This is a genomic window from Variovorax sp. GW458-11-26-14-LB1, from assembly GCF_059423965.1.
On the sequence record NZ_JBWKYW010000008.1, the window covers coordinates 1 to 16,980 of the forward strand.

General features: G+C 69.4%; 21 protein-coding genes. 13 read left to right on the forward strand and 8 right to left on the reverse strand.

Translation table 11 applies throughout. The features are described 5' to 3' along the window. The 4 genes from panB to AC07YS_RS07860 all read left to right on the forward strand — a co-directional run. A partial coding sequence (gene panB, locus AC07YS_RS07845) for a 3-methyl-2-oxobutanoate hydroxymethyltransferase (protein ID WP_495270042.1) occupies window positions 1-859 on the forward strand: 859 nt, incomplete at its 5' end. 19 nt (window positions 860-878) lie between these two features. Next, a complete protein-coding gene (gene panC / locus AC07YS_RS07850) occupies window positions 879-1,721 on the forward strand; it encodes a pantoate--beta-alanine ligase (RefSeq protein WP_495270043.1) in 843 nt (280 codons plus the stop codon). Next, complete coding sequence (gene queE, locus AC07YS_RS07855; RefSeq protein ID WP_307637119.1) at window positions 1,718-2,356, forward strand: 7-carboxy-7-deazaguanine synthase; 639 nt, start codon at window positions 1,718-1,720, stop codon at window positions 2,354-2,356. The genes panC and queE overlap by 4 nt, the downstream gene beginning before the upstream one ends. Window positions 2,357-2,395: 39 nt before the next feature. Continuing rightward, window positions 2,396-2,758 (forward strand): 6-carboxytetrahydropterin synthase, encoded by a 363-nt coding sequence (locus AC07YS_RS07860; protein WP_062477101.1) that lies wholly within the window; start codon window positions 2,396-2,398, stop codon window positions 2,756-2,758. A gap of 7 nt (window positions 2,759-2,765) precedes the next feature. Here the strand turns inward: AC07YS_RS07860 and nadA are convergent, their stop codons facing one another. From nadA to AC07YS_RS07890, 6 genes are all read right to left on the reverse strand, one after another. Further along, window positions 2,766-3,881: a quinolinate synthase NadA gene (nadA, locus tag AC07YS_RS07865; protein WP_390346122.1), complete on the reverse strand. Its 1,116-nt coding sequence runs from the start codon at window positions 3,879-3,881 to the stop codon at window positions 2,766-2,768. A 6-nt stretch (window positions 3,882-3,887) separates the two neighbouring features. Beyond that, window positions 3,888-4,766: a carboxylating nicotinate-nucleotide diphosphorylase gene (gene nadC, locus AC07YS_RS07870; protein WP_495270044.1), complete on the reverse strand. Its 879-nt coding sequence runs from the start codon at window positions 4,764-4,766 to the stop codon at window positions 3,888-3,890. Between the two features lie 23 nt (window positions 4,767-4,789). Continuing rightward, window positions 4,790-5,833: an NAD(P)H-dependent glycerol-3-phosphate dehydrogenase gene (locus tag AC07YS_RS07875; protein ID WP_495270045.1), complete on the reverse strand. Its 1,044-nt coding sequence runs from the start codon at window positions 5,831-5,833 to the stop codon at window positions 4,790-4,792. Between the two features lie 28 nt (window positions 5,834-5,861). Further along, the gene (secB, locus tag AC07YS_RS07880; protein WP_056578332.1) at window positions 5,862-6,326 is read right to left on the reverse strand and encodes a protein-export chaperone SecB; all 465 of its coding nucleotides are present in this window, start codon (window positions 6,324-6,326) and stop codon (window positions 5,862-5,864) included. A 128-nt stretch (window positions 6,327-6,454) separates the two neighbouring features. Further along, complete coding sequence (gene grxC, locus AC07YS_RS07885; protein WP_062477087.1) at window positions 6,455-6,715, reverse strand: glutaredoxin 3; 261 nt, start codon at window positions 6,713-6,715, stop codon at window positions 6,455-6,457. A gap of 20 nt (window positions 6,716-6,735) precedes the next feature. Beyond that, window positions 6,736-7,119 (reverse strand): rhodanese-like domain-containing protein, encoded by a 384-nt coding sequence (locus AC07YS_RS07890; protein ID WP_370681259.1) that lies wholly within the window; start codon window positions 7,117-7,119, stop codon window positions 6,736-6,738. 105 nt (window positions 7,120-7,224) lie between these two features. Here AC07YS_RS07890 and gpmA point away from each other — a divergent pair, with 105 nt between their 5' ends. From gpmA to AC07YS_RS07905, 3 genes are all read left to right on the forward strand, one after another. Next, window positions 7,225-7,968: a 2,3-diphosphoglycerate-dependent phosphoglycerate mutase gene (gpmA, locus tag AC07YS_RS07895; protein WP_013543140.1), complete on the forward strand. Its 744-nt coding sequence runs from the start codon at window positions 7,225-7,227 to the stop codon at window positions 7,966-7,968. Between the two features lie 123 nt (window positions 7,969-8,091). Next, window positions 8,092-9,534, forward strand: coding sequence for a S41 family peptidase (locus tag AC07YS_RS07900; protein ID WP_062477129.1), 1,443 nt, complete (start codon window positions 8,092-8,094; stop codon window positions 9,532-9,534). 82 nt (window positions 9,535-9,616) lie between these two features. Then, on the forward strand, window positions 9,617-10,381 hold the full coding sequence (locus AC07YS_RS07905) for a HesA/MoeB/ThiF family protein (RefSeq protein WP_495270046.1): 765 nt from the start codon (window positions 9,617-9,619) through the stop codon (window positions 10,379-10,381). A 28-nt stretch (window positions 10,382-10,409) separates the two neighbouring features. Here AC07YS_RS07905 and AC07YS_RS07910 read toward each other — a convergent pair whose 3' ends face one another. Then, window positions 10,410-12,431: an AsmA family protein gene (locus AC07YS_RS07910; protein ID WP_495270047.1), complete on the reverse strand. Its 2,022-nt coding sequence runs from the start codon at window positions 12,429-12,431 to the stop codon at window positions 10,410-10,412. 257 nt (window positions 12,432-12,688) lie between these two features. Here AC07YS_RS07910 and AC07YS_RS07915 point away from each other — a divergent pair, with 257 nt between their 5' ends. Next, complete coding sequence (locus AC07YS_RS07915) at window positions 12,689-13,093, forward strand: response regulator (RefSeq protein ID WP_095743933.1); 405 nt, start codon at window positions 12,689-12,691, stop codon at window positions 13,091-13,093. Between the two features lie 7 nt (window positions 13,094-13,100). Here the strand turns inward: AC07YS_RS07915 and AC07YS_RS07920 are convergent, their stop codons facing one another. After that, window positions 13,101-13,733: a response regulator gene (locus AC07YS_RS07920; RefSeq protein ID WP_007837167.1), complete on the reverse strand. Its 633-nt coding sequence runs from the start codon at window positions 13,731-13,733 to the stop codon at window positions 13,101-13,103. A gap of 130 nt (window positions 13,734-13,863) precedes the next feature. Between AC07YS_RS07920 and AC07YS_RS07925 the strand changes: the two genes are divergently transcribed. The 5 genes from AC07YS_RS07925 to AC07YS_RS07945 all read left to right on the forward strand — a co-directional run bounded on the left by AC07YS_RS07925 (window position 13,864) and on the right by AC07YS_RS07945 (window position 16,961). After that, complete coding sequence (locus tag AC07YS_RS07925) at window positions 13,864-15,234, forward strand: CHASE3 domain-containing protein (protein ID WP_495270048.1); 1,371 nt, start codon at window positions 13,864-13,866, stop codon at window positions 15,232-15,234. A 204-nt stretch (window positions 15,235-15,438) separates the two neighbouring features. Continuing rightward, on the forward strand, window positions 15,439-15,603 hold the full coding sequence (locus AC07YS_RS07930; RefSeq protein ID WP_070063586.1) for a DUF1328 domain-containing protein: 165 nt from the start codon (window positions 15,439-15,441) through the stop codon (window positions 15,601-15,603). A 54-nt stretch (window positions 15,604-15,657) separates the two neighbouring features. Next, window positions 15,658-16,032, forward strand: a complete 375-nt coding sequence (locus AC07YS_RS07935; protein ID WP_062477074.1) for a hypothetical protein — start codon at window positions 15,658-15,660, stop codon at window positions 16,030-16,032. Window positions 16,033-16,081: 49 nt separating this feature from the next. Then, window positions 16,082-16,465, forward strand: a complete 384-nt coding sequence (locus AC07YS_RS07940) for a hypothetical protein (RefSeq protein WP_062477071.1) — start codon at window positions 16,082-16,084, stop codon at window positions 16,463-16,465. Next, a complete protein-coding gene (locus AC07YS_RS07945; RefSeq protein WP_495270049.1) occupies window positions 16,452-16,961 on the forward strand; it encodes a hypothetical protein in 510 nt (169 codons plus the stop codon). The genes AC07YS_RS07940 and AC07YS_RS07945 overlap by 14 nt, the downstream gene beginning before the upstream one ends. Window positions 16,962-16,980 lie beyond the last annotated feature (19 nt).

The window sequence follows — 16,980 nt, forward strand, 5'->3', positions numbered from 1 at the left end:
CGCCTCGCCCTACGGCACGCTGCCGCCCGCCTCGCCCCTGGCGCAGCGCAAGCCCGTGAGCCTGCCGCGACTGGCCGACATGCATGCGCGCGGCGAGAAGATCGCCATGCTCACCGCCTACGACGCCACCTTCGCAGCCATGGCCGACGCGGCCGGCATCGACTGCCTGCTGGTCGGTGACTCGCTGGGCATGGTCTGCCAGGGCCTGAACAGCACCGTGGGCGTGAGCCTGGAAGCCATGCGCTATCACACCGACAGCGTCTCGCGCGGCCTGCGCCGCGTGCAGGGCACGACCTGGCTGATCGCCGACCTGCCCTTCGGCAGTTACCAGGAGTCGCGCGAGCAGGCCCTGGCCAGCGCCACCGTGCTGATGCAGGCCGGCGCGCACATGGTCAAGCTCGAAGGCGGCGGCTGGACCACCGAAACGGTGCGCTTCCTGGTCGAGCGCGGCATTCCCGTGTGCGCCCACCTGGGCCTGACGCCGCAGACCGTGCATGCGCTCGGCGGCTACCGCGTGCAGGGCAAGGGCGACACCGCCGGCGCGCTGCTCAAGCAGCAGGCCCACGCGCTGCAGGATGCGGGCGCCGCCATGCTGGTGCTCGAGATGGTGCCGGCCGCGCTGGCCGCCGAACTCACCACGGAGCTGAAACACTGCGCCACCATCGGCATCGGCGCCGGCAAGGGCACCGCGGGCCAGGTGCTCGTGCTGCACGACATGCTGGGCATCAACCTCGGGAAGATGCCGAAGTTCGTGCGCAACTTCATGGCCGACGCGCCGGGCGTGCTGCCCGCGCTGCAGGCCTACATGCAGGCCGTGAAGAACGGCAGCTTCCCCGACGACCGCCTCCACGCCTGGTAAGCACAGAAGGACACCGACCATGTACATCGCCAAGACCATCGACGAACTGCGCCAGCACCTGTCTTCCAGCCAACGCCCCGCCTTCGTGCCCACCATGGGCAACCTGCACGAGGGCCACCTCGCGCTCGTGCGCCAGGCCAAGCCGCTGGGCGACGCCACGGTGGCCAGCATCTTCGTGAACCGCCTGCAGTTCCTGCCGCACGAGGACTTCGACACCTACCCGCGCACCTGGGACAGCGACTGCGAGAAGCTGCGCGCCGCCGGTTGCGACGTGCTGTTCGCGCCCGACGAGAAGGCGCTCTACCCCGAGCCCCAGACCTGCAAGGTGCACCCCGACCCGGCACTGGCCGACCTGCTCGAAGGGCACTTCCGCCCGGGCTTCTTCATCGGCGTGTGCACGGTGGTGATGAAGCTGTTCCAGTGCGTGCAGCCGCGCGTGGCCGTGTTCGGCAAGAAGGACTACCAGCAACTCATGATGATCCGCCACATGGTGCGGCAGTTCGCGCTGCCGATCGAGATCGTCGGCGGCGAGACCTTCCGCGCCGACGACGGCCTGGCGCTCTCGTCGCGCAACGGCTACCTGAGCGCCACCGAACGCGCCGAGGCCGTGCAGCTGTCGAAGGCATTGCGGGCCATGGCCGAGGCCGTGCGCGCCGGCGAGCGCGACGTGGCCGCCCTCGAGGCGCGCGCCATGCAGTCGCTCGCGCAGCGCGGCTGGCAGCCCGACTACGTGGTGTTGCGCCGCCGCGCCGACCTGCAGGCGCCGCAACCCGGCGATGCGCTCGTGGCCCTGGCCGCCGCGCGGCTGGGCAGCACGCGGCTCATCGACAACCTCGAAATCGACACTCCTCTTTCGGCATGACCTACAGCGTCAAGGAAATCTTCTACACGCTGCAAGGCGAAGGCGGCCAGGCCGGCATGCCGGCCGTGTTCTGCCGCTTCGCCGGCTGCAACCTCTGGACCGGCCGCGAGGAAGACCGCGACACGGCCGTCTGCCGTTTCTGCGACACCGACTTCGTCGGCACCGACGGCACGCTGGGCGGCAAGTTCAAGAGCGCCGACCAACTCGCCGACACCATCGCCGCGCAATGGCCCGCCGGTGACACCGCGCACCGGCTGGTCGTGCTCACGGGCGGCGAGCCGCTGCTGCAGGTCGATGCGGCGCTGGTCGATGCGCTGCACGCGCGGCACTTCCGCATCGCGGTCGAGAGCAACGGCACGGTCGCCGCACCCGCGGGCATCGACTGGCTGTGCATCAGCCCCAAGGCCGGCGCGCCGTGGGTGCAGCAGCGCGGCCAGGAGCTGAAGCTGGTGTGGCCGCAGGCCGGCATCGACCTCGATGCGATGGCGCGCACGGGCGAATTCACGCACCGCTTCCTGCAGCCGATGGACGGGCCCGACCGGCTCGCCAACACCGAGCTGTGCATCGCCGAATGCATGAAGCAGCCGGTGTGGCGCCTGAGCGTGCAGACCCACAAGATCACGGGCATCCGCTGACGCGGCGGCCCCTTTCAGTTTCGAGTTTCTTTTTTGACGATGCGCTTCACCATCAGCCAACGCTTCTTCTTCGACGCCGCCCACACGCTCAAACGCGAGATCGAGGTTGAAGGCAGCCGCCGTATTCATGGCCACACCTACCACGCGGAGGTGTGGCTGGCGGGCGAGCGCGACCCGGTGACGGGCATGGTGATCGACCTGGGCCTGCTGCGCCGCCGGCTCGAGGACGTGCGCGAGCAGCTCGACCACCACCTGCTGGACGACGTGCCGGGGCTGCATCCGCCGACGCTGGAGAACCTGTGCGTGTTCATCGCCGACGCACTGCCCGACCTGCGGCCGTCGCTGGCGCGCGTGCGCGTGTGGCGCGAGGCGCTGGGCGACAGCTGTACGGTGGAGTTCTAGCCGCCCGTCAGGCGGCGCCGATGCCGGCCACCAGGCTGCCCGGCGCCTGGCCGTTCTTCAGCCCGGCGGTGAACGCCAGCATGCGGTCGATCGGCACGCGCGCGCGCACGCCCAGCGCCGGATCGACGTGGATCTCGCCCGCGCCGGTCTCCAGTGCATTCGCCAGTTCGACCAGCCCGTTCATCGCCATCCACGGGCAGTGCGCGCAGCTCTTGCAGGTGCCGCCGTTGCCCGCCGTGGGCGCTTCGATGAAGGTCTTGCCGGGGTTCAGCGTGCGCAGCTTGTGCAGCATGCCGGTGTCGGTCGCGACGATGAACTCGGTCGCGTCGAAGCGCTGCGCCGCGTTCAGGATCGCCGAGGTGGAGCCCACCGCATGCGCCAGCGCGATCACGTCCGAGGGCGACTCGGGGTGCACCAGCACCTTGGCCTTCGGGTGCTCCTTCATGAGCAGCTCGAGCTCGAGCGCCTTGAATTCGTCGTGCACGATGCAGGCGCCGTTCCAGCTGACCATGTCGGCGCCGGTCTGGCGGCGGATGTAGTCGCCCAGGTGGCGGTCGGGGCCCCAGAGGATTTTCTGGCCGGCCGCGTGCAGCGCGTTCACCACGTCGAGCGCGCAGCTGGAGGTGACGAGCCAGTCGGCGCGCGCCTTCACGGCCGCGCTGGTATTGGCGTAGACCACCACGGTGCGGTCGGGATGCTCGTCGCAGAAGGCACTGAACGCGTCGACCGGGCAGCCCAGGTCGAGCGAGCAGTTGGCGTCCAGGTCGGGCATCAGCACGCGCTTTTCGGGCGAGAGGATCTTCGAGGTCTCGCCCATGAAGCGCACGCCCGACACCACCAGTGTGGTGGCGGCGTGGTCGCGGCCGAAGCGCGCCATTTCGAGCGAATCGCTCACGATGCCGCCGGTTTCCTCGGCCAGGTCCTGCAGGTCGGGGTGCACGTAGAAGTGCGACACCATCACCGCGTTGCGCTCGCGCAGCAGGCGGCGGATGCGCTCCTTCAGCGCAATGCGCTCGTCGGGCGAAGGCTCGGGGGGCACGCGGGCCCAGGCGTGGCGCGTGTCGCAGACCGCGCCTTGCGCGGGCTGTTCGTAGTCGACATCGATGACGGAAGCGGTCGTCATGGCGGTTCAGTGGGTCAGGAAGCGCATCGAGTAGTCGATGGCCTTCACGTCCTTGGTCAACGCGCCGATCGAGATCCGGTCGACACCGGTCTCGGCCAGGGCACGCAGGCCGTCGAGCGTGACGCCGCCCGAGATCTCGAGCACGGCCTTGCGGCCCTCGCCCACGGCGTCGTTCAGGCGCACGGCCTCGCGCAGCGTGGGCAGGTCCATGTTGTCGAGCAGCACCATGCGGGCGCCGGCGTCCAGCGCTTCCTGCAGCTGGGCCAGGGTCTCGACTTCGACCTCGACAAAGGCGGCCTGCGCGGCCACGGGCGCCACCGCGCGCAGGGCGGCGGCCACGCCACCGGCCGCGGCGATGTGGTTTTCCTTGATGAGCACCGCGTCGTACAGGCCGATGCGGTGGTTCAGCCCGCCGCCGGTGCGCACGGCGTACTTCTGCGCCAGGCGCAGGCCCGGCAGGGTCTTGCGGGTGTCGACGATGCGGGCACGGGTGCCCTTCACGGCGTCGGCGTACAGCGCGGTCTTGGTGGCGACGGCGCTCAGCAGCTGCAGGAAGTTGAGCGCGGTGCGCTCGGCCGTCAGCAGCGCGCGGGCGCCGCCTTCGATTTCGAGCACGGGCTGGTCGGCGGCGCAGCGCTGGCCCTCGGCGCACAGCCAGGTGATGCGCGCCTGCGGATCGAGCCGCCGCACGGTGGCCTCGACCCAGGGCGCGCCGCACACCACGGCGGTTTCGCGCGCGAGCACGCGGGCATGGGCGGTGCGGGAAGCGTCGACCAGCGAGGCGGTCAGGTCGCCGTCGGCGACGTCTTCCTGCAGGGCGCGGGCGACGTCGGACTCGGCCAGCGCGGCGACGGCCGACGCCGAGAAATCAAAGCGAGGGCTCATGTCTCTGGAATCTCTAATCTTCTTCAGGAGGAATGGCGCGAGGCCGGGCCGGCGGGCGGCTGCACCGACTCGGGCACCGGGTCGCGCCCGGTCAGCGCCGCCACGGCGTCGCGCGGGCTCACCTGGCCGTCGAGCAGCGCGACCACGCCTTCGGCGATGGGCATCTCGATGCCCAGGCCGCGCGCGCGCTGCACCACGGTGCGGGCGCAATACACGCCCTCGGCCACGTGGCCCAGCGAATCGACGGCCTGCGCCAGCGTGCGGCCCTGGGCCAGCAGCAGCCCGACCTTGCGGTTGCGCGACAGGTCGCCGGTGGCGGTCAGCACGAGGTCGCCCAGGCCCGACAGGCCCATGAAGGTGTCGGCGCGGGCGCCGAGCGCCAGGCCGAAGCGGGTCATCTCGGCCAGGCCGCGGGTGATCAGCGCCGCGCGGGCGTTGAGCCCGAGCGCGAGGCCGTCGCACAGCCCGGTGGCGATGGCGAGCACGTTCTTCACGGCGCCGCCGACTTCGACACCGACGATGTCGTCGTTGGCGTACACGCGCAGGGCCGGGCCATGGAAGGCGTCGACCAGCGCATCGCGCACGCTGGCGTGCGGGCTGGCGGCCACCAGCGCGGTCGGGCGCCCTTCGGCGACCTCCTGCGCAAAGCTGGGGCCGCTGAGCACGCCCGCCTTCAGTTCAGGGGCGACCTGCGCCCAGATCTCGTGGGCGAGCAGGCCGTAGGCGGTGGGAGAGGTGCTGTCGAGCGCGGGCTCGACGCCCTTGCACAGCCACGCCACCTGGGCGCTGGTGCCGCGCAGGGCGATCAGCTGGTCGCGCAGCGCGGCCATGGGCGTGGCGACGATGACGAGGTCGGCCCCGGCCTGCGCCTGGGCGATGTCGCCCGCGCGCACGGCCAGCGAGGCCGGCAGGGCCAGCCCGGGAAGGTAGCGGGTGTTTTCACGCGCGGCCGACATGGCGTCGGCCTGGGCGGCATCGCGCGCCCACAGCGTGACCTCGTGGCGGGCCGCCGCGTTGACTGCGACGGCCGTGCCCCAGGCACCGGCGCCATGAACGCAGATCTTCATCGTGCGCTGGCGGCGTCGTGCGGCCGGTTTACTGGGCCAGGGTGGGGGCAGCCTGGCCGGCGGCCTGGGCTTGCTGCTGCTCGTACATGGCCTGGAAGTTGATTTCGGCCAGGTGCACGGGCGGGAAGCCGCCGCGCTGGATCACGTCGGCCACGTTGCCGCGCAGGTACGGGTAGACGATCTGCGGGCAGGCGATGCCCAGGATCGGGCCCATCTGGTCTTCCGGCAGGTTGCGGATCTCGAAGATGCCGGCTTGCTTGGCTTCGACCAGGAACACGGTGCGGTCTTCGATCTTGGTCTGCACGGTGGCCGACACGGTGATCTCGAAGATGCCGTCGGCCACGGGCTGGGCGTCCACGCCGAGCTGGATGTCGACGGTGGGTTGCGTCTGCTCCAGCAGGATCGCGGGCGAGTTGGGTTGTTCGAGCGACAGGTCCTTGAGGTAGACGCGCTGGATCTGGAACACGGGATCTTGGGCTTGCTGGTCGGCCATGGCTGAACTTTCGAGGATCAAAACAATGCCCGCCGGGGAGAGGGTCCCGCAGCGGGCTGCAGATGAGGGAACAAACGATTATCGCCCGACGGCCCGCGCACTTTCGTGACGCCCGGCCGCCGTGGGCTTCAGGCGCCTTGCAGCAACGGAACGAGGCCGCCGCGGCTGTCCAGGGCCATGAGGTCGTCGCAGCCGCCCACGTGGGTGTCGCCGATGAAGATCTGCGGCACCGTGCGGCGCTGGGTGATCTCCATCATGGTGGTGCGGGCTTGCGGGTCGGTGTCGATGCGGATCTCTTCGATCTGCTCGACGCCCTTGGCCTTGAGGATCTGCTTTGCACGCGTGCAGTACGGGCAGACGGCGGTGGTGTACATCTTGACGGCTTGCATGCGCTCTACCTTGGGAACGATCAGGCTTTTTCAACCGGCAGGTTAGCCTCTTTCCAGGCCTTGAGCCCGCCAGCGACGGCTTGGGCCTGCTCGTAGCCGAGCTTCTTGGCCGTGGCCACGGCGCGCTGTGCGCGGGCGCCGGTGGCGCACACCAGCAGCAGCGGCACGTTCTTGTTCTTGACCGTGCTGGCCAGCTTCTCGTCCAGCAGGTTCAAGGGCACGTTCTTGGCGCCGATCATGTGGCCGGTCGCGAATTCTTCGGGTTCGCGCACGTCGACCAGCACCGCGCGTTCGCGGTTGATGAGCTGCACGGCGCCCTGGGCCGTGAGCGTGCCGCCGCCCGCACCCCGGAGCATCGGCCAGGCCAGCATGCCGCCCGAAGTGAGCGCCATCAGGATCAGCATCCAGTTCGCGGTGACGAATTCGATCAATTTCACGGGGGTTCCTTGGATGGCAAACCCGGGATTTTAGAATGCTGGTTTTCCCACGCGCTGCCAAAGGCCTCCGACATGCACAAACTGGTACTGATCCGCCACGGCGAATCGACCTGGAACCTCGAAAACCGCTTCACCGGCTGGACCGACGTCGACCTGACCGAAACCGGCGTCGAGCAGGCCAAGCAGGCCGGCCGGCTGCTCAAGGCCGAGGGCTACGACTTCGACGTGGCCTACACCAGCGTGCTCAAGCGCGCCACCCGCACCCTCTGGCACACGCTCGACGAACTCGACCGCACCTGGCTGCCCGTGGTGCACTCCTGGCGCCTGAACGAACGCCACTACGGCGGCCTGCAGGGCCTGAACAAGGCCGAAACGGCCAAGAAGTACGGCGACGAGCAGGTGCTGGTCTGGCGCCGCAGCTACAGCACCCCGCCGCCGCCGCTGGAAGCGGACGACCCGCGCAGCGAGCGCTCCGACGTGCGCTACGCCAAGCTGTCGCCCGAGCAGATCCCGCTGACCGAATGCCTGAAGGACACGGTGGCGCGCGTGCTGCCGTTCTGGAACGAATCGATGGCCCCGGCCATCCGCACCGGCCGCCGCCTGGTCGTGGCCGCGCACGGCAACTCGATCCGCGCGCTGGTGAAGTACCTGGACGGCATCTCGGACGACGCCATCGTCGGCCTGAACATCCCGAACGGCATCCCGCTCGTGTACGAGCTGGACGACGACCTCAAGCCCCTGCGCCACTACTACCTGGGCGATGCCGCGGCCGCCGAAAAGGCCGCCGCCGCGGTGGCTTCGCAGGGCAAGGGCTGAAGACGTAAGCAAAAGAAGAAAACCCCGCCTGCCGGTTCCTCCGTGGAACCCCGGCAGGCAATTTGCTTCCAAGCTGTGTATATTGGTTCGACAGCCGTCGACATACAGGACATTTCACTCATGATGGGCCAGAAACTGAAGATCACCGGCTGGGTCGCCGCCGGCGCCGTTGCTGGCGTCCTGACCACCGTCTCGCTGCAGACGGTCGCGCGGGGTTCGCTCGCGCCGCTCCCGCTCGAGGAGTTGCAGCAGCTCGCGGCCGTCTTCGGGATGGTCAAGAGCGACTATGTCGAGGCGGTCGACGAGAAGAAACTCATCTCGGACGCCATCTCGGGCATGGTCGCCGGGCTCGATCCGCACTCGCAGTACTTCGACAAGAAGTCCTTCAAGGAATTCCGAGAGGGCACCACGGGCCGCTTCGTCGGCGTGGGCATCGAGATCTCGCAGGAAGACGGCCTCATCAAGGTCGTCTCGCCCATCGAGGGCTCGCCGGCCTTCCGCGCCGGCTTGAAGCCGAACGACCTGATCACCAAGATCGACGACACCGCCGTGCGCGGCCTGTCGCTGAACGAAGCCGTCAAGCGCATGCGCGGCGAGGCCAACACCAAGGTGCTGCTGACCATCTTCCGCAAGGACGAGAGCCGCACCTTCCCGGTCACGATCACGCGCGAGGAAATCCGTACCCAGTCGGTGCGCGGCAAGATGATCGAGCCGGGCTACGGCTGGATCCGCCTGTCGCAGTTCCAGGAGCGCACGGTCGACGACTTCGTCAAGAAGATCGAGGAGCTCTACAAGGAAGACCCGAACCTCAAGGGCCTGGTGCTCGACCTGCGCAACGATCCGGGCGGCCTGCTCGACGCGGCGGTGGCGGTGTCGGCGGCCTTCCTGCCCGAGAACGTCACGGTGGTCACCACCGACGGCCAGCTGGCCGAAAGCAAGTCGATCTACAAGGCGGCGCCCGAGTACTACCAGCGCCGTTCGGGCAGCGACCCGCTGCGCAACCTGCCGGCAGCGCTCAAGAACGTGCCGCTGGTGGTGCTGGTGAACGAAGGCTCGGCCTCGGCCAGCGAGATCGTGGCCGGCGCACTGCAGGACCACAAGCGCGCCACCATCATGGGCAGCCAGACCTTCGGCAAGGGCTCGGTGCAGACGGTGCGCCCGCTCGGCCCGGACACCGGCCTGAAGATCACCACCGCGCGCTACTACACGCCCAGCGGCACCTCGATCCAGGCCAAGGGCATCGTGCCCAACGTGCTGGTCGACGAAAGCGCCGAGGGCAGCCCCTTCGCCGCCCTGCGCATGCGCGAGGCCGACCTCGAGAAGCACCTGGCCAGCGGCCAGGGCCCCGAGGTGAAGGACCCCGAGCGTGAAAAGGCCCGCGACGAAGCCCGCAAGCGCCTCGAGGAAGAAGCCAAGAAGCCGCCGCAGGACCGCAAGGTGCCCGAGTTCGGCACCGACAAGGACTTCCCGCTGGTGCAGGCGCTCAACCGCCTGAAGGGCCAGCCGGTGCTCGTCAGCAAGACGCAGGTCATCGTCGACAACAAGGACGAGAAGAAGGAAAACTGATCCCGGCGAGCGGGCCGCACGCACCGTGCGGTTCGCGCCACCGGCGTTTTCCCCTCCCCCGCACAGGCCCAGGCAGGCGCGCATGGACGATCACGACCTGCTGCGCTATTCGCGGCACATCCTCCTCGAAGAATTCGGCATCGACGGCCAGGCGCGCGTCAGTGCCGGGCAGGTGCTCGTCATCGGCGCCGGCGGGCTGGGCTCGCCGGTGGCCCTGTACCTCGCGGCAGCGGGAGTCGGCCACATCGTGCTGGTCGACGACGACGAGGTCGATCTCACCAACCTGCAGCGGCAGGTCGCCCACACCCAGGCGCGGGTGGGCCAGCCCAAGGTCGCATCGGCCGCGCAGGCCATGCGCGACATCAACCCCGGCATCGCCATCGAGACCCACGCCGTGCGCGCCGACGAGGCGCTGCTGTCGCGGCTCGTGGCCGAGGCCGACGTGGTGGTCGACTGCTGCGACAACTTCGCCACCCGGCAGGCCGTGAACCGCGCCTGCGTGGCGCACGCCAAGCCGCTGGTGGCGGGCGCGGCGATCCGTTTCGACGGCCAGCTGAGCGTGTACGACACGCGCGACGCCGCCTGCCCCTGCTACGCCTGCCTGTTCCCGCCCGAGGCCAGCTTCGAGGAAACCCGCTGCGCGGTGCTCGGCGTGTTCGGCCCGGTCGTCGGAACCATCGGCACGCTGCAGGCCAGCGAGGCGCTCAAGCTGCTGGCCGGCATCGGGCCGTCGCTGGCGGGCAAACTGCTGATGTTCGACGGGCGCAGCACGGGCTTCGACACCCTGCGCGTCTCGCGCGACCCGCACTGCAGCGTCTGCGCGCAGCGGCCCCAGACCGGCGCCTGAGCGCCCGCCTGCCCTCTTCTTTCTTTCGTTAAGGCTGGCGAGCCCCCTTGGCCCGCGCCGCACCGCGCGCGGCGGCCCCGGCCGTGGGCCGGTTCGCCAGTGCCAGCACGCCCGTGCAGTCGGCGTTCTCGCCAGGGCCGGTCTCGATGGTCGCGGCCAGCGCCAGCAGCGGGTTGATGGCGCCGAGCGCCAGCGCCGCCAGACCGCGGCCGGCCAGCGGCCCGATCTCGACGCCGCCCTTGGGCGCGCCGAAGGTGCCGCTCACGACCAGCGGCGTGCGAAGCGACAGGAAGCTCGCGCTCTTGGGCTCGGGCCGGATCACGAAGTCCAGCGACTCGGTCGCGAGGTTGGCCTGGCCGGTGGCGGTGAAGACGGCGTTGGTGGTGTCCAGCACCAGCGTGCGCCCGTTCATCACGCCCTTGTTCACGTCGAAGGCCAGCGCGGCGCAGCGCAGCTCGACGTCGCGGTCGCCGCGCAGCAGGAACTTCAGGATGTCGCCACCCACCAGCGTCGCGAACACCGGCATCAGGTTGCCGAACTGGCCGCGCCCCGACAGCACCGCCATGTCGCCCGACGCGCCGCCCAGCCAGCTGGCCACCGAATTGCCCGCGCCCGACAGGTTGATGCGCCCGTCGAGCCGGCCGACGCTGTTGCCCGAGTTCTCGAGCTTGGGAATGAGCCGGGCCAGCCGCAGCCCGCGCACGTCGAGCGAGGCGCGGATGTCGGCCGGCGTCTTGGTGGCGTCGATGCGGATCGCGCCCACGAGCTTGCCGTTGGCCACGCCCAGGTCCAGCGGGTCGAGCGACAGCACGCCGTCGGTCAGCCGGATCTTGACGCTGCCGCGGTCCAGCGGCACTTCGCGCACATTGCGGATGCGCTCGGCCGTGTAGGCCACGTCGGCGTTCATGGCGTGCAGCCGACCGAAGTCGAAGGGCGTGGTGGGCAGCACCTTGCCGCCGGGCGGTCGCTTGGGCTGGGCCGAGGCGACCGGCGCCACGCCCTCCACCGCGTTGGCGGAACGCGCCGTGGGCGGCAGGCCGATCAGCGGGCCGAGGTCGTCCATGTCCATCACGCGCGAGCGCAGCGTGCCCGACAGGCGCGGCACCTTGCCGGCTTGGTCGAAGGCCATGTCGCCGCCGATGTCCGACAGGCCCAGCCGGCCGTTGAGCCCCGCCGCCTCCCAGAGCTTGCCGCGCTTGCGCAGGCCGCCGCTCAGCGCATAGGGCGGGGTCTGCGGCAGCACGATGCCCAGCAGCGGGTACAGCGCGCTCAGCGTCTGGCCCTTGATCTGGAACGTGGCGTCGATGCCGTCGAAGCCTGCGAGCTGGGCCACGGTGCCGCTGGCCTTCAGCTTCGTCTGGCCGGCGGCGGCATTGATCTCGAGCGGGAACGGCGGCGCGCCCGCGGCGTTGATCTGCAGCACGTTGCCGGTGCGCCCGTCGGCCGTGAGCGGCTGGCCCTTGTAGCGGCCCTTGATGCGGTAGTGCAGCGGCAGCTCGCCGCGGGTGCTGTCGTAGTCCAGGTCGGCGTGCACGTCGACGCCCAGGTGCGTGGCCAGGAAGTCGACGGCGCCCTTGTCGACCTGGATCAGGCCGATGGTGGGCACGGTGCCGGTGTCGGAGGTGTCCTTGCCGAAGGCCCAGGTGCGGCGCCCGTCGGGTTCCATCTGCAGGCCGACGGTGGGCGCGGTCAGCGCCAGGCTCGGAATGACCACCCGCTTGTCGATCAGCGGCCACAGGCGGATCTCGAAGCTCGCGCGCTCGGCCTTCACCAGGTAGGGATCGCGCGCCCAGTCGGGGTTGGCGAACTCGATGCCGTCGACGTGGATGGTGGCGGCCTTCCAGCCCAGGTCCACGTCGAGCCGGCGGGTGATCTCGAACTTGCGCCCGGTCTTCTCGCTCACGAAGCGGTTGAGCGGCTTGCGCAGCGTGTCCCACGGAAAGAAGGCCACGAGGAGCGCGAACGCGGTCAGCAGGACGGCGACCAGCAGCACGAAGGCCGCCAGCAGCTTCTGCCAGCGCGGCCGGGTGCGAAGGGATTGGGTTGCCATGCTCGATTCTTACCCGGATGCGCGCCCGAACCGGGTCGGCGGCGGGCCGCAGACCCCGTGCGGCTTGGCCTACGGGCGGGCGCGAGGCGGCGTGGAGACAGCCGCCTGCACATGCGTCAGAACCCGCCTACAACGCGCGGCCCTTGAACCCTGCATGATCCGCTGCGGGAAAGCCTCAATGTCCATGGGCAGGCTCTCTCCTCCGCAGGGCGCTTGGACACGAGCACCTGCCCACCTCAGAGGAAGCGCGGTTCGGCATGGATTCCAGATTGCAGACCTACGTTGTCGAAGACAACCCCACGATCCGTGAAAACCTCATCGGCACTCTGGAAGAGCTCACCTGCACCACGGTCGTCGGCTTTGCGGAAACCGAGCAGCACGCGCGCGACTGGCTGCGCGACCACGCCGACGAGTGGCACCTGGCCATCGTCGATCTCTTTCTCAAGCAGGGGAGTGGCCTGGGCATCCTGCAGGCCTGCCAGTCGCGCAAGCCCGGCCAGAAGGTGGTGGTGCTCAGCAACTATGCGACGCCCGACATCCGGCGCCGCTGCGCCGAGTTCGGGGTCGACGCGGTGTTCGACAAGTCGAACGAGATCGACGCACTGGTCGACTTCTGCATCCGCCAGGCCGCCGCGCTGCGGTCCGCGCCCGGCGATGCCTAGGCGCAGCTCAATCGATGAGCTTGTTCTTCAGCGCGTAGTAGGTCAGGTCGCTGTTGGAGGACAGGTTCATCTTCTCCATCAGCCGCGTGCGGTAGGTGCTCACCGTCTTCACCGACAGCGACAGCGTCTTGGCGATGTCGCCAGCGGTCTCGCCCTTGGCCAGCTTCAGGAACACCTGGAACTCGCGCTCCGAGAGCTGCTCGTGCGGCGCGGCGTCGTCCTTGCGGTCGAGCTGGCGGGCCAGCAGTTCGGCCACAGCGGGCGTGATGTAGCGCCGGCCCAGCGAGATGGTGCGAATGGCGTTCACGATCTCGATCGGATCGCACTCCTTGTTGAGGTAGCCGCTGGCGCCCTGACGGATCAGGTTCATCGCGTAGTGCTCCTCGGGGTAGCCGCTGAGGATCAGGATGCCCACGTCCGGCGCCTTGGCGCGGATCATGGCGAGTGCATCGATACCACTTTGTCCCGGCATGGAGAGATCCATCACCAGCACGTCCAGTTCGGTGGTGCGTACCAGCTCGATGGCTTCACGGCCGCTCGCTGCCTCGCCCGCCACGCGCAGGTCCACGTGCTCGGAGAAGAACTGCCGGAGGCCCGATCGCACGATGGCGTGGTCGTCCACAATTCCAATTTTGATCATCTGTTACTTTCGTCGTTGTGCCGCAGCTTTGGAAGCCGCAGCATGCCGGTCCCTGATTGTTATCAATTATTCACGAAGTTGCATTGAATGCGACCCTAAGGGTGTCATGCACTGGTTAGCCCCCCAAAAAATGGCCGTGAGCCTGTTGCTCGCGGCACTGGCCGCATTGGCCCTCGTGGGCATCAACGAGGCAGGATACCGGCAATCGAGCCGCGCCCTGGCGGACATCGACGAGGCGCAGCAGATCCGCGGCACGCTCAACCAGATCCTGCAGAACATGCTGGACGCCGAAACCGGCCAGCGCGGCTTCCTGCTCACGGGTGAAGCCGCCTACCGCCAGCCCTACGACATCGCGGTCAAGCAGGTGGACGGCAACCTGGCCACGCTGCGCCAGCTGTACGCCGAACGCCCGGCCGAGCGCACCCAGCTGTCCGAGCTGTCCAAGCACGTGCTGCGCAAGATCGCCGAGATGGACATGAGCGTGCGGCTGCGCCACGAGGGCAACGAGGACGCCTGGAAGTTCGTCATGACCACCGACGTCGGCCGCGAGGAGATGGAAGCCATCCGCGCCACGGCCAACGAGCTGGTGAAGACCAGCAACGCGACGCTGCAGGCCGGCCAGCTGCAGGTGATGAAGTCGCTGCAGCTGGCGCGCGTCGGCACCGGCATCGTGGCGCTCGCGGCGCTGATCGCCTTCTTCCTGTACCTGCGCCAGACGCACGCGCTGCGCTCGGTGGGCGAGCGCCAGCAGGAGGCGCTGCAACGCGAACGCAACGCCCTCGAAGACGAGGTGCGCGAGCGCACCGCCTCGCTGGCCGAACTCGCCACCCACCTGCAGGACGTGCGCGAGACCGAGCGCGGCTACCTGGCGCGCGAACTGCACGACGAACTGGGCTCGCTGCTCACGGCCGCCAAGCTCGACGTGGCGCGGCTGAAGTCGCGCCTGGCCGACTCGCCCGACGCGATCCAGCGGCTGCAGCATCTGACCGAGCTGCTCAACAGCGGCATCGCGCTGAAGCGCCGCATCATCGAGGACCTGCGGCCTTCGTCGCTCTCCAACCTCGGGCTGGTCGCCTCGCTTGAAATCCTGGGGCGCGAGTTCGGAGAGCGCTCGGGCCTGGAGATCGAGATGGCGCTGGAGCCCGTGACCATGGACGAATCGCGCCAGCTCACGATCTACCGCATGGTGCAGGAGAGCCTGACCAACATCGGCAAGTACGCCGAGGCGAGCGAAGCCACCATCGTGCTGAAGAACTACGCCAACCACGTGATCGTGGAAGTCGCCGACAACGGCAAGGGCTTCGACGCGCAGCGCATGCGCCCGTCGACGCACGGCCTGGCGGGCATGCGCCACCGGGTCGAGGCGGCGCGCGGCAAGCTCACCATCACCTCGGCGCCCGGCCAGGGTACGCGGCTCACCGCGATGCTGCCGGTGGTGAAGCCGGCACCGCAGACCGGCACGACGGCGAGCCCCGACACGCCGGCGCCGCGCAGCGCCTGACGCAGGCGCTGGCATTTCTTCACGCCCCGGGCCTGCGGCGACTCGGTCGCCTCCTACGCACCCCCGCCCCGGTCGCTGACAGGGCCGATGCGGCCCTGCCCTTAAGGTGGGTCCTGTGTCATCCGGCACCGGGCCGCGTCTTCAGCGATGCGCCCGGATGCATGGTTTCAAACCACAAAGAGGGAAGCCTCGAAGGAGTTCCGCATGCTGCACTACGCCGTGGTATTTCTGGTCATCGCACTCATCGCTGCCGTGTTCGGCTTCGGTGGCATTGCCGCCAGCGCGGTGGGGATCGCCAAGGTCCTTTTCATCATCTTTGCCGTGCTCGCCATCGCCAGCTTCCTGGCCGGCTTGCTACGACGCAAGTAGCGTAGTTACGATCCATAGGCTCCCGCATTTCATCTTCCCGGAAAGGACTCTCCCATGAACACGACCAAGACCCCTTCGCAACTCGCTGACGACGTGCGCCAGACCGCCCAGGAGGCGGCCGAAACCACCCGCGCCTACGCTCAGAACGCGGTGAATGCGGCGGGCGAAAAGGTCCGCGAACTGCGCCGCGACGCCGAACCGGGTGTCGAGCAGTTGGCCGCACGCGTGCAGCAAGCCGTGCAGCGCGGTCTCGACGCCGCTTCGACCACCAGCGCCCGCGCGCACCGCCGCATCGAACAGGCCGCCGACGTGACCGGCCGCTACATCTCCGACCAGCCCGTGCGCTCGGTGCTGCTGGCCGCCGCTGCCGGCGCCGCCATCACGGCGCTGATCGTGCTGGCCAGCCGCCGCAACCGCGACGACTACTGATCCGTTGCATCGCCACTGACCGACCGACCCCGCCCGACCACCCTCGCACATGCTTCATCCGATCTTCTCGACGGTGCTCGGGCACCCGGAGCTCATTGCCGATCACATCGCCAACTACGCAGCCCTTGTCCGGCAGGAGAGTGCCGTGGCGGGGCGCGGCCTGGTTGCCCGACTGGTCGCGGGCGTCCTGGCCGTGGCCACCGCCGTGCTCGCCCTCGGGCTGATCGGCGTGGCCGTGCTGCTCGGCGTGCTGCACGGCAGCTTCCACTGGGTGCTGGTGGCCGTGCCTGCCGTGGCGGTGGTCATCGCGGCGATCTGCACCTGGATCGCCACCCGCCCGAGTCCGAACTACGGCTTCGACGATCTGCGCGCCCAGCTGGCCGCGGACCTCGACGCGCTGCATGCCGCCGGAGCCCGCCATGAGCAGCCATGACCCCCGCCGCCCTGCCGCAGCGCAGCTGACGCCGCAACAGCGGCTGGCCCTTTCTCGCCGCGCGCTCGTGCGGCAACTGAACGGCGAGCCCGACGCACCGGCGCCCCATCGCGCCTTGGCTGCCGGTGACGCCGACGACGATCTCGAATACGCACACACCGACGCCGGCGATGCGCCACCCGCCTCGCCAGGGCGCCGCCACAACGTCTGGAGCGCGATGGCGCGCGGCGTGGTGCAGCGCTGGTGGCGCCGCCATCCCGCGCACGCGGCGGGCCAGCTGGCCCGCCCCCTGCTCGAACACTACGCTCGCACCGAGCCCGTCAAGCTCATGGCCGCCGCGGCCGCCACGGGCTCGCTGCTGGTGCTCGTGCGGCCCTGGCGGCTGCTCTCGGCCACGGCCGTGATCGCGGCGGTGCTCAAGACCTCCGACGTGGCCGACCTGGTCAACACGCTGCTGCAGAAGCCTGGGCGGCCGCCTCGGCAAGACCCGCCCTGACCTGCACGCCTGCTGCACA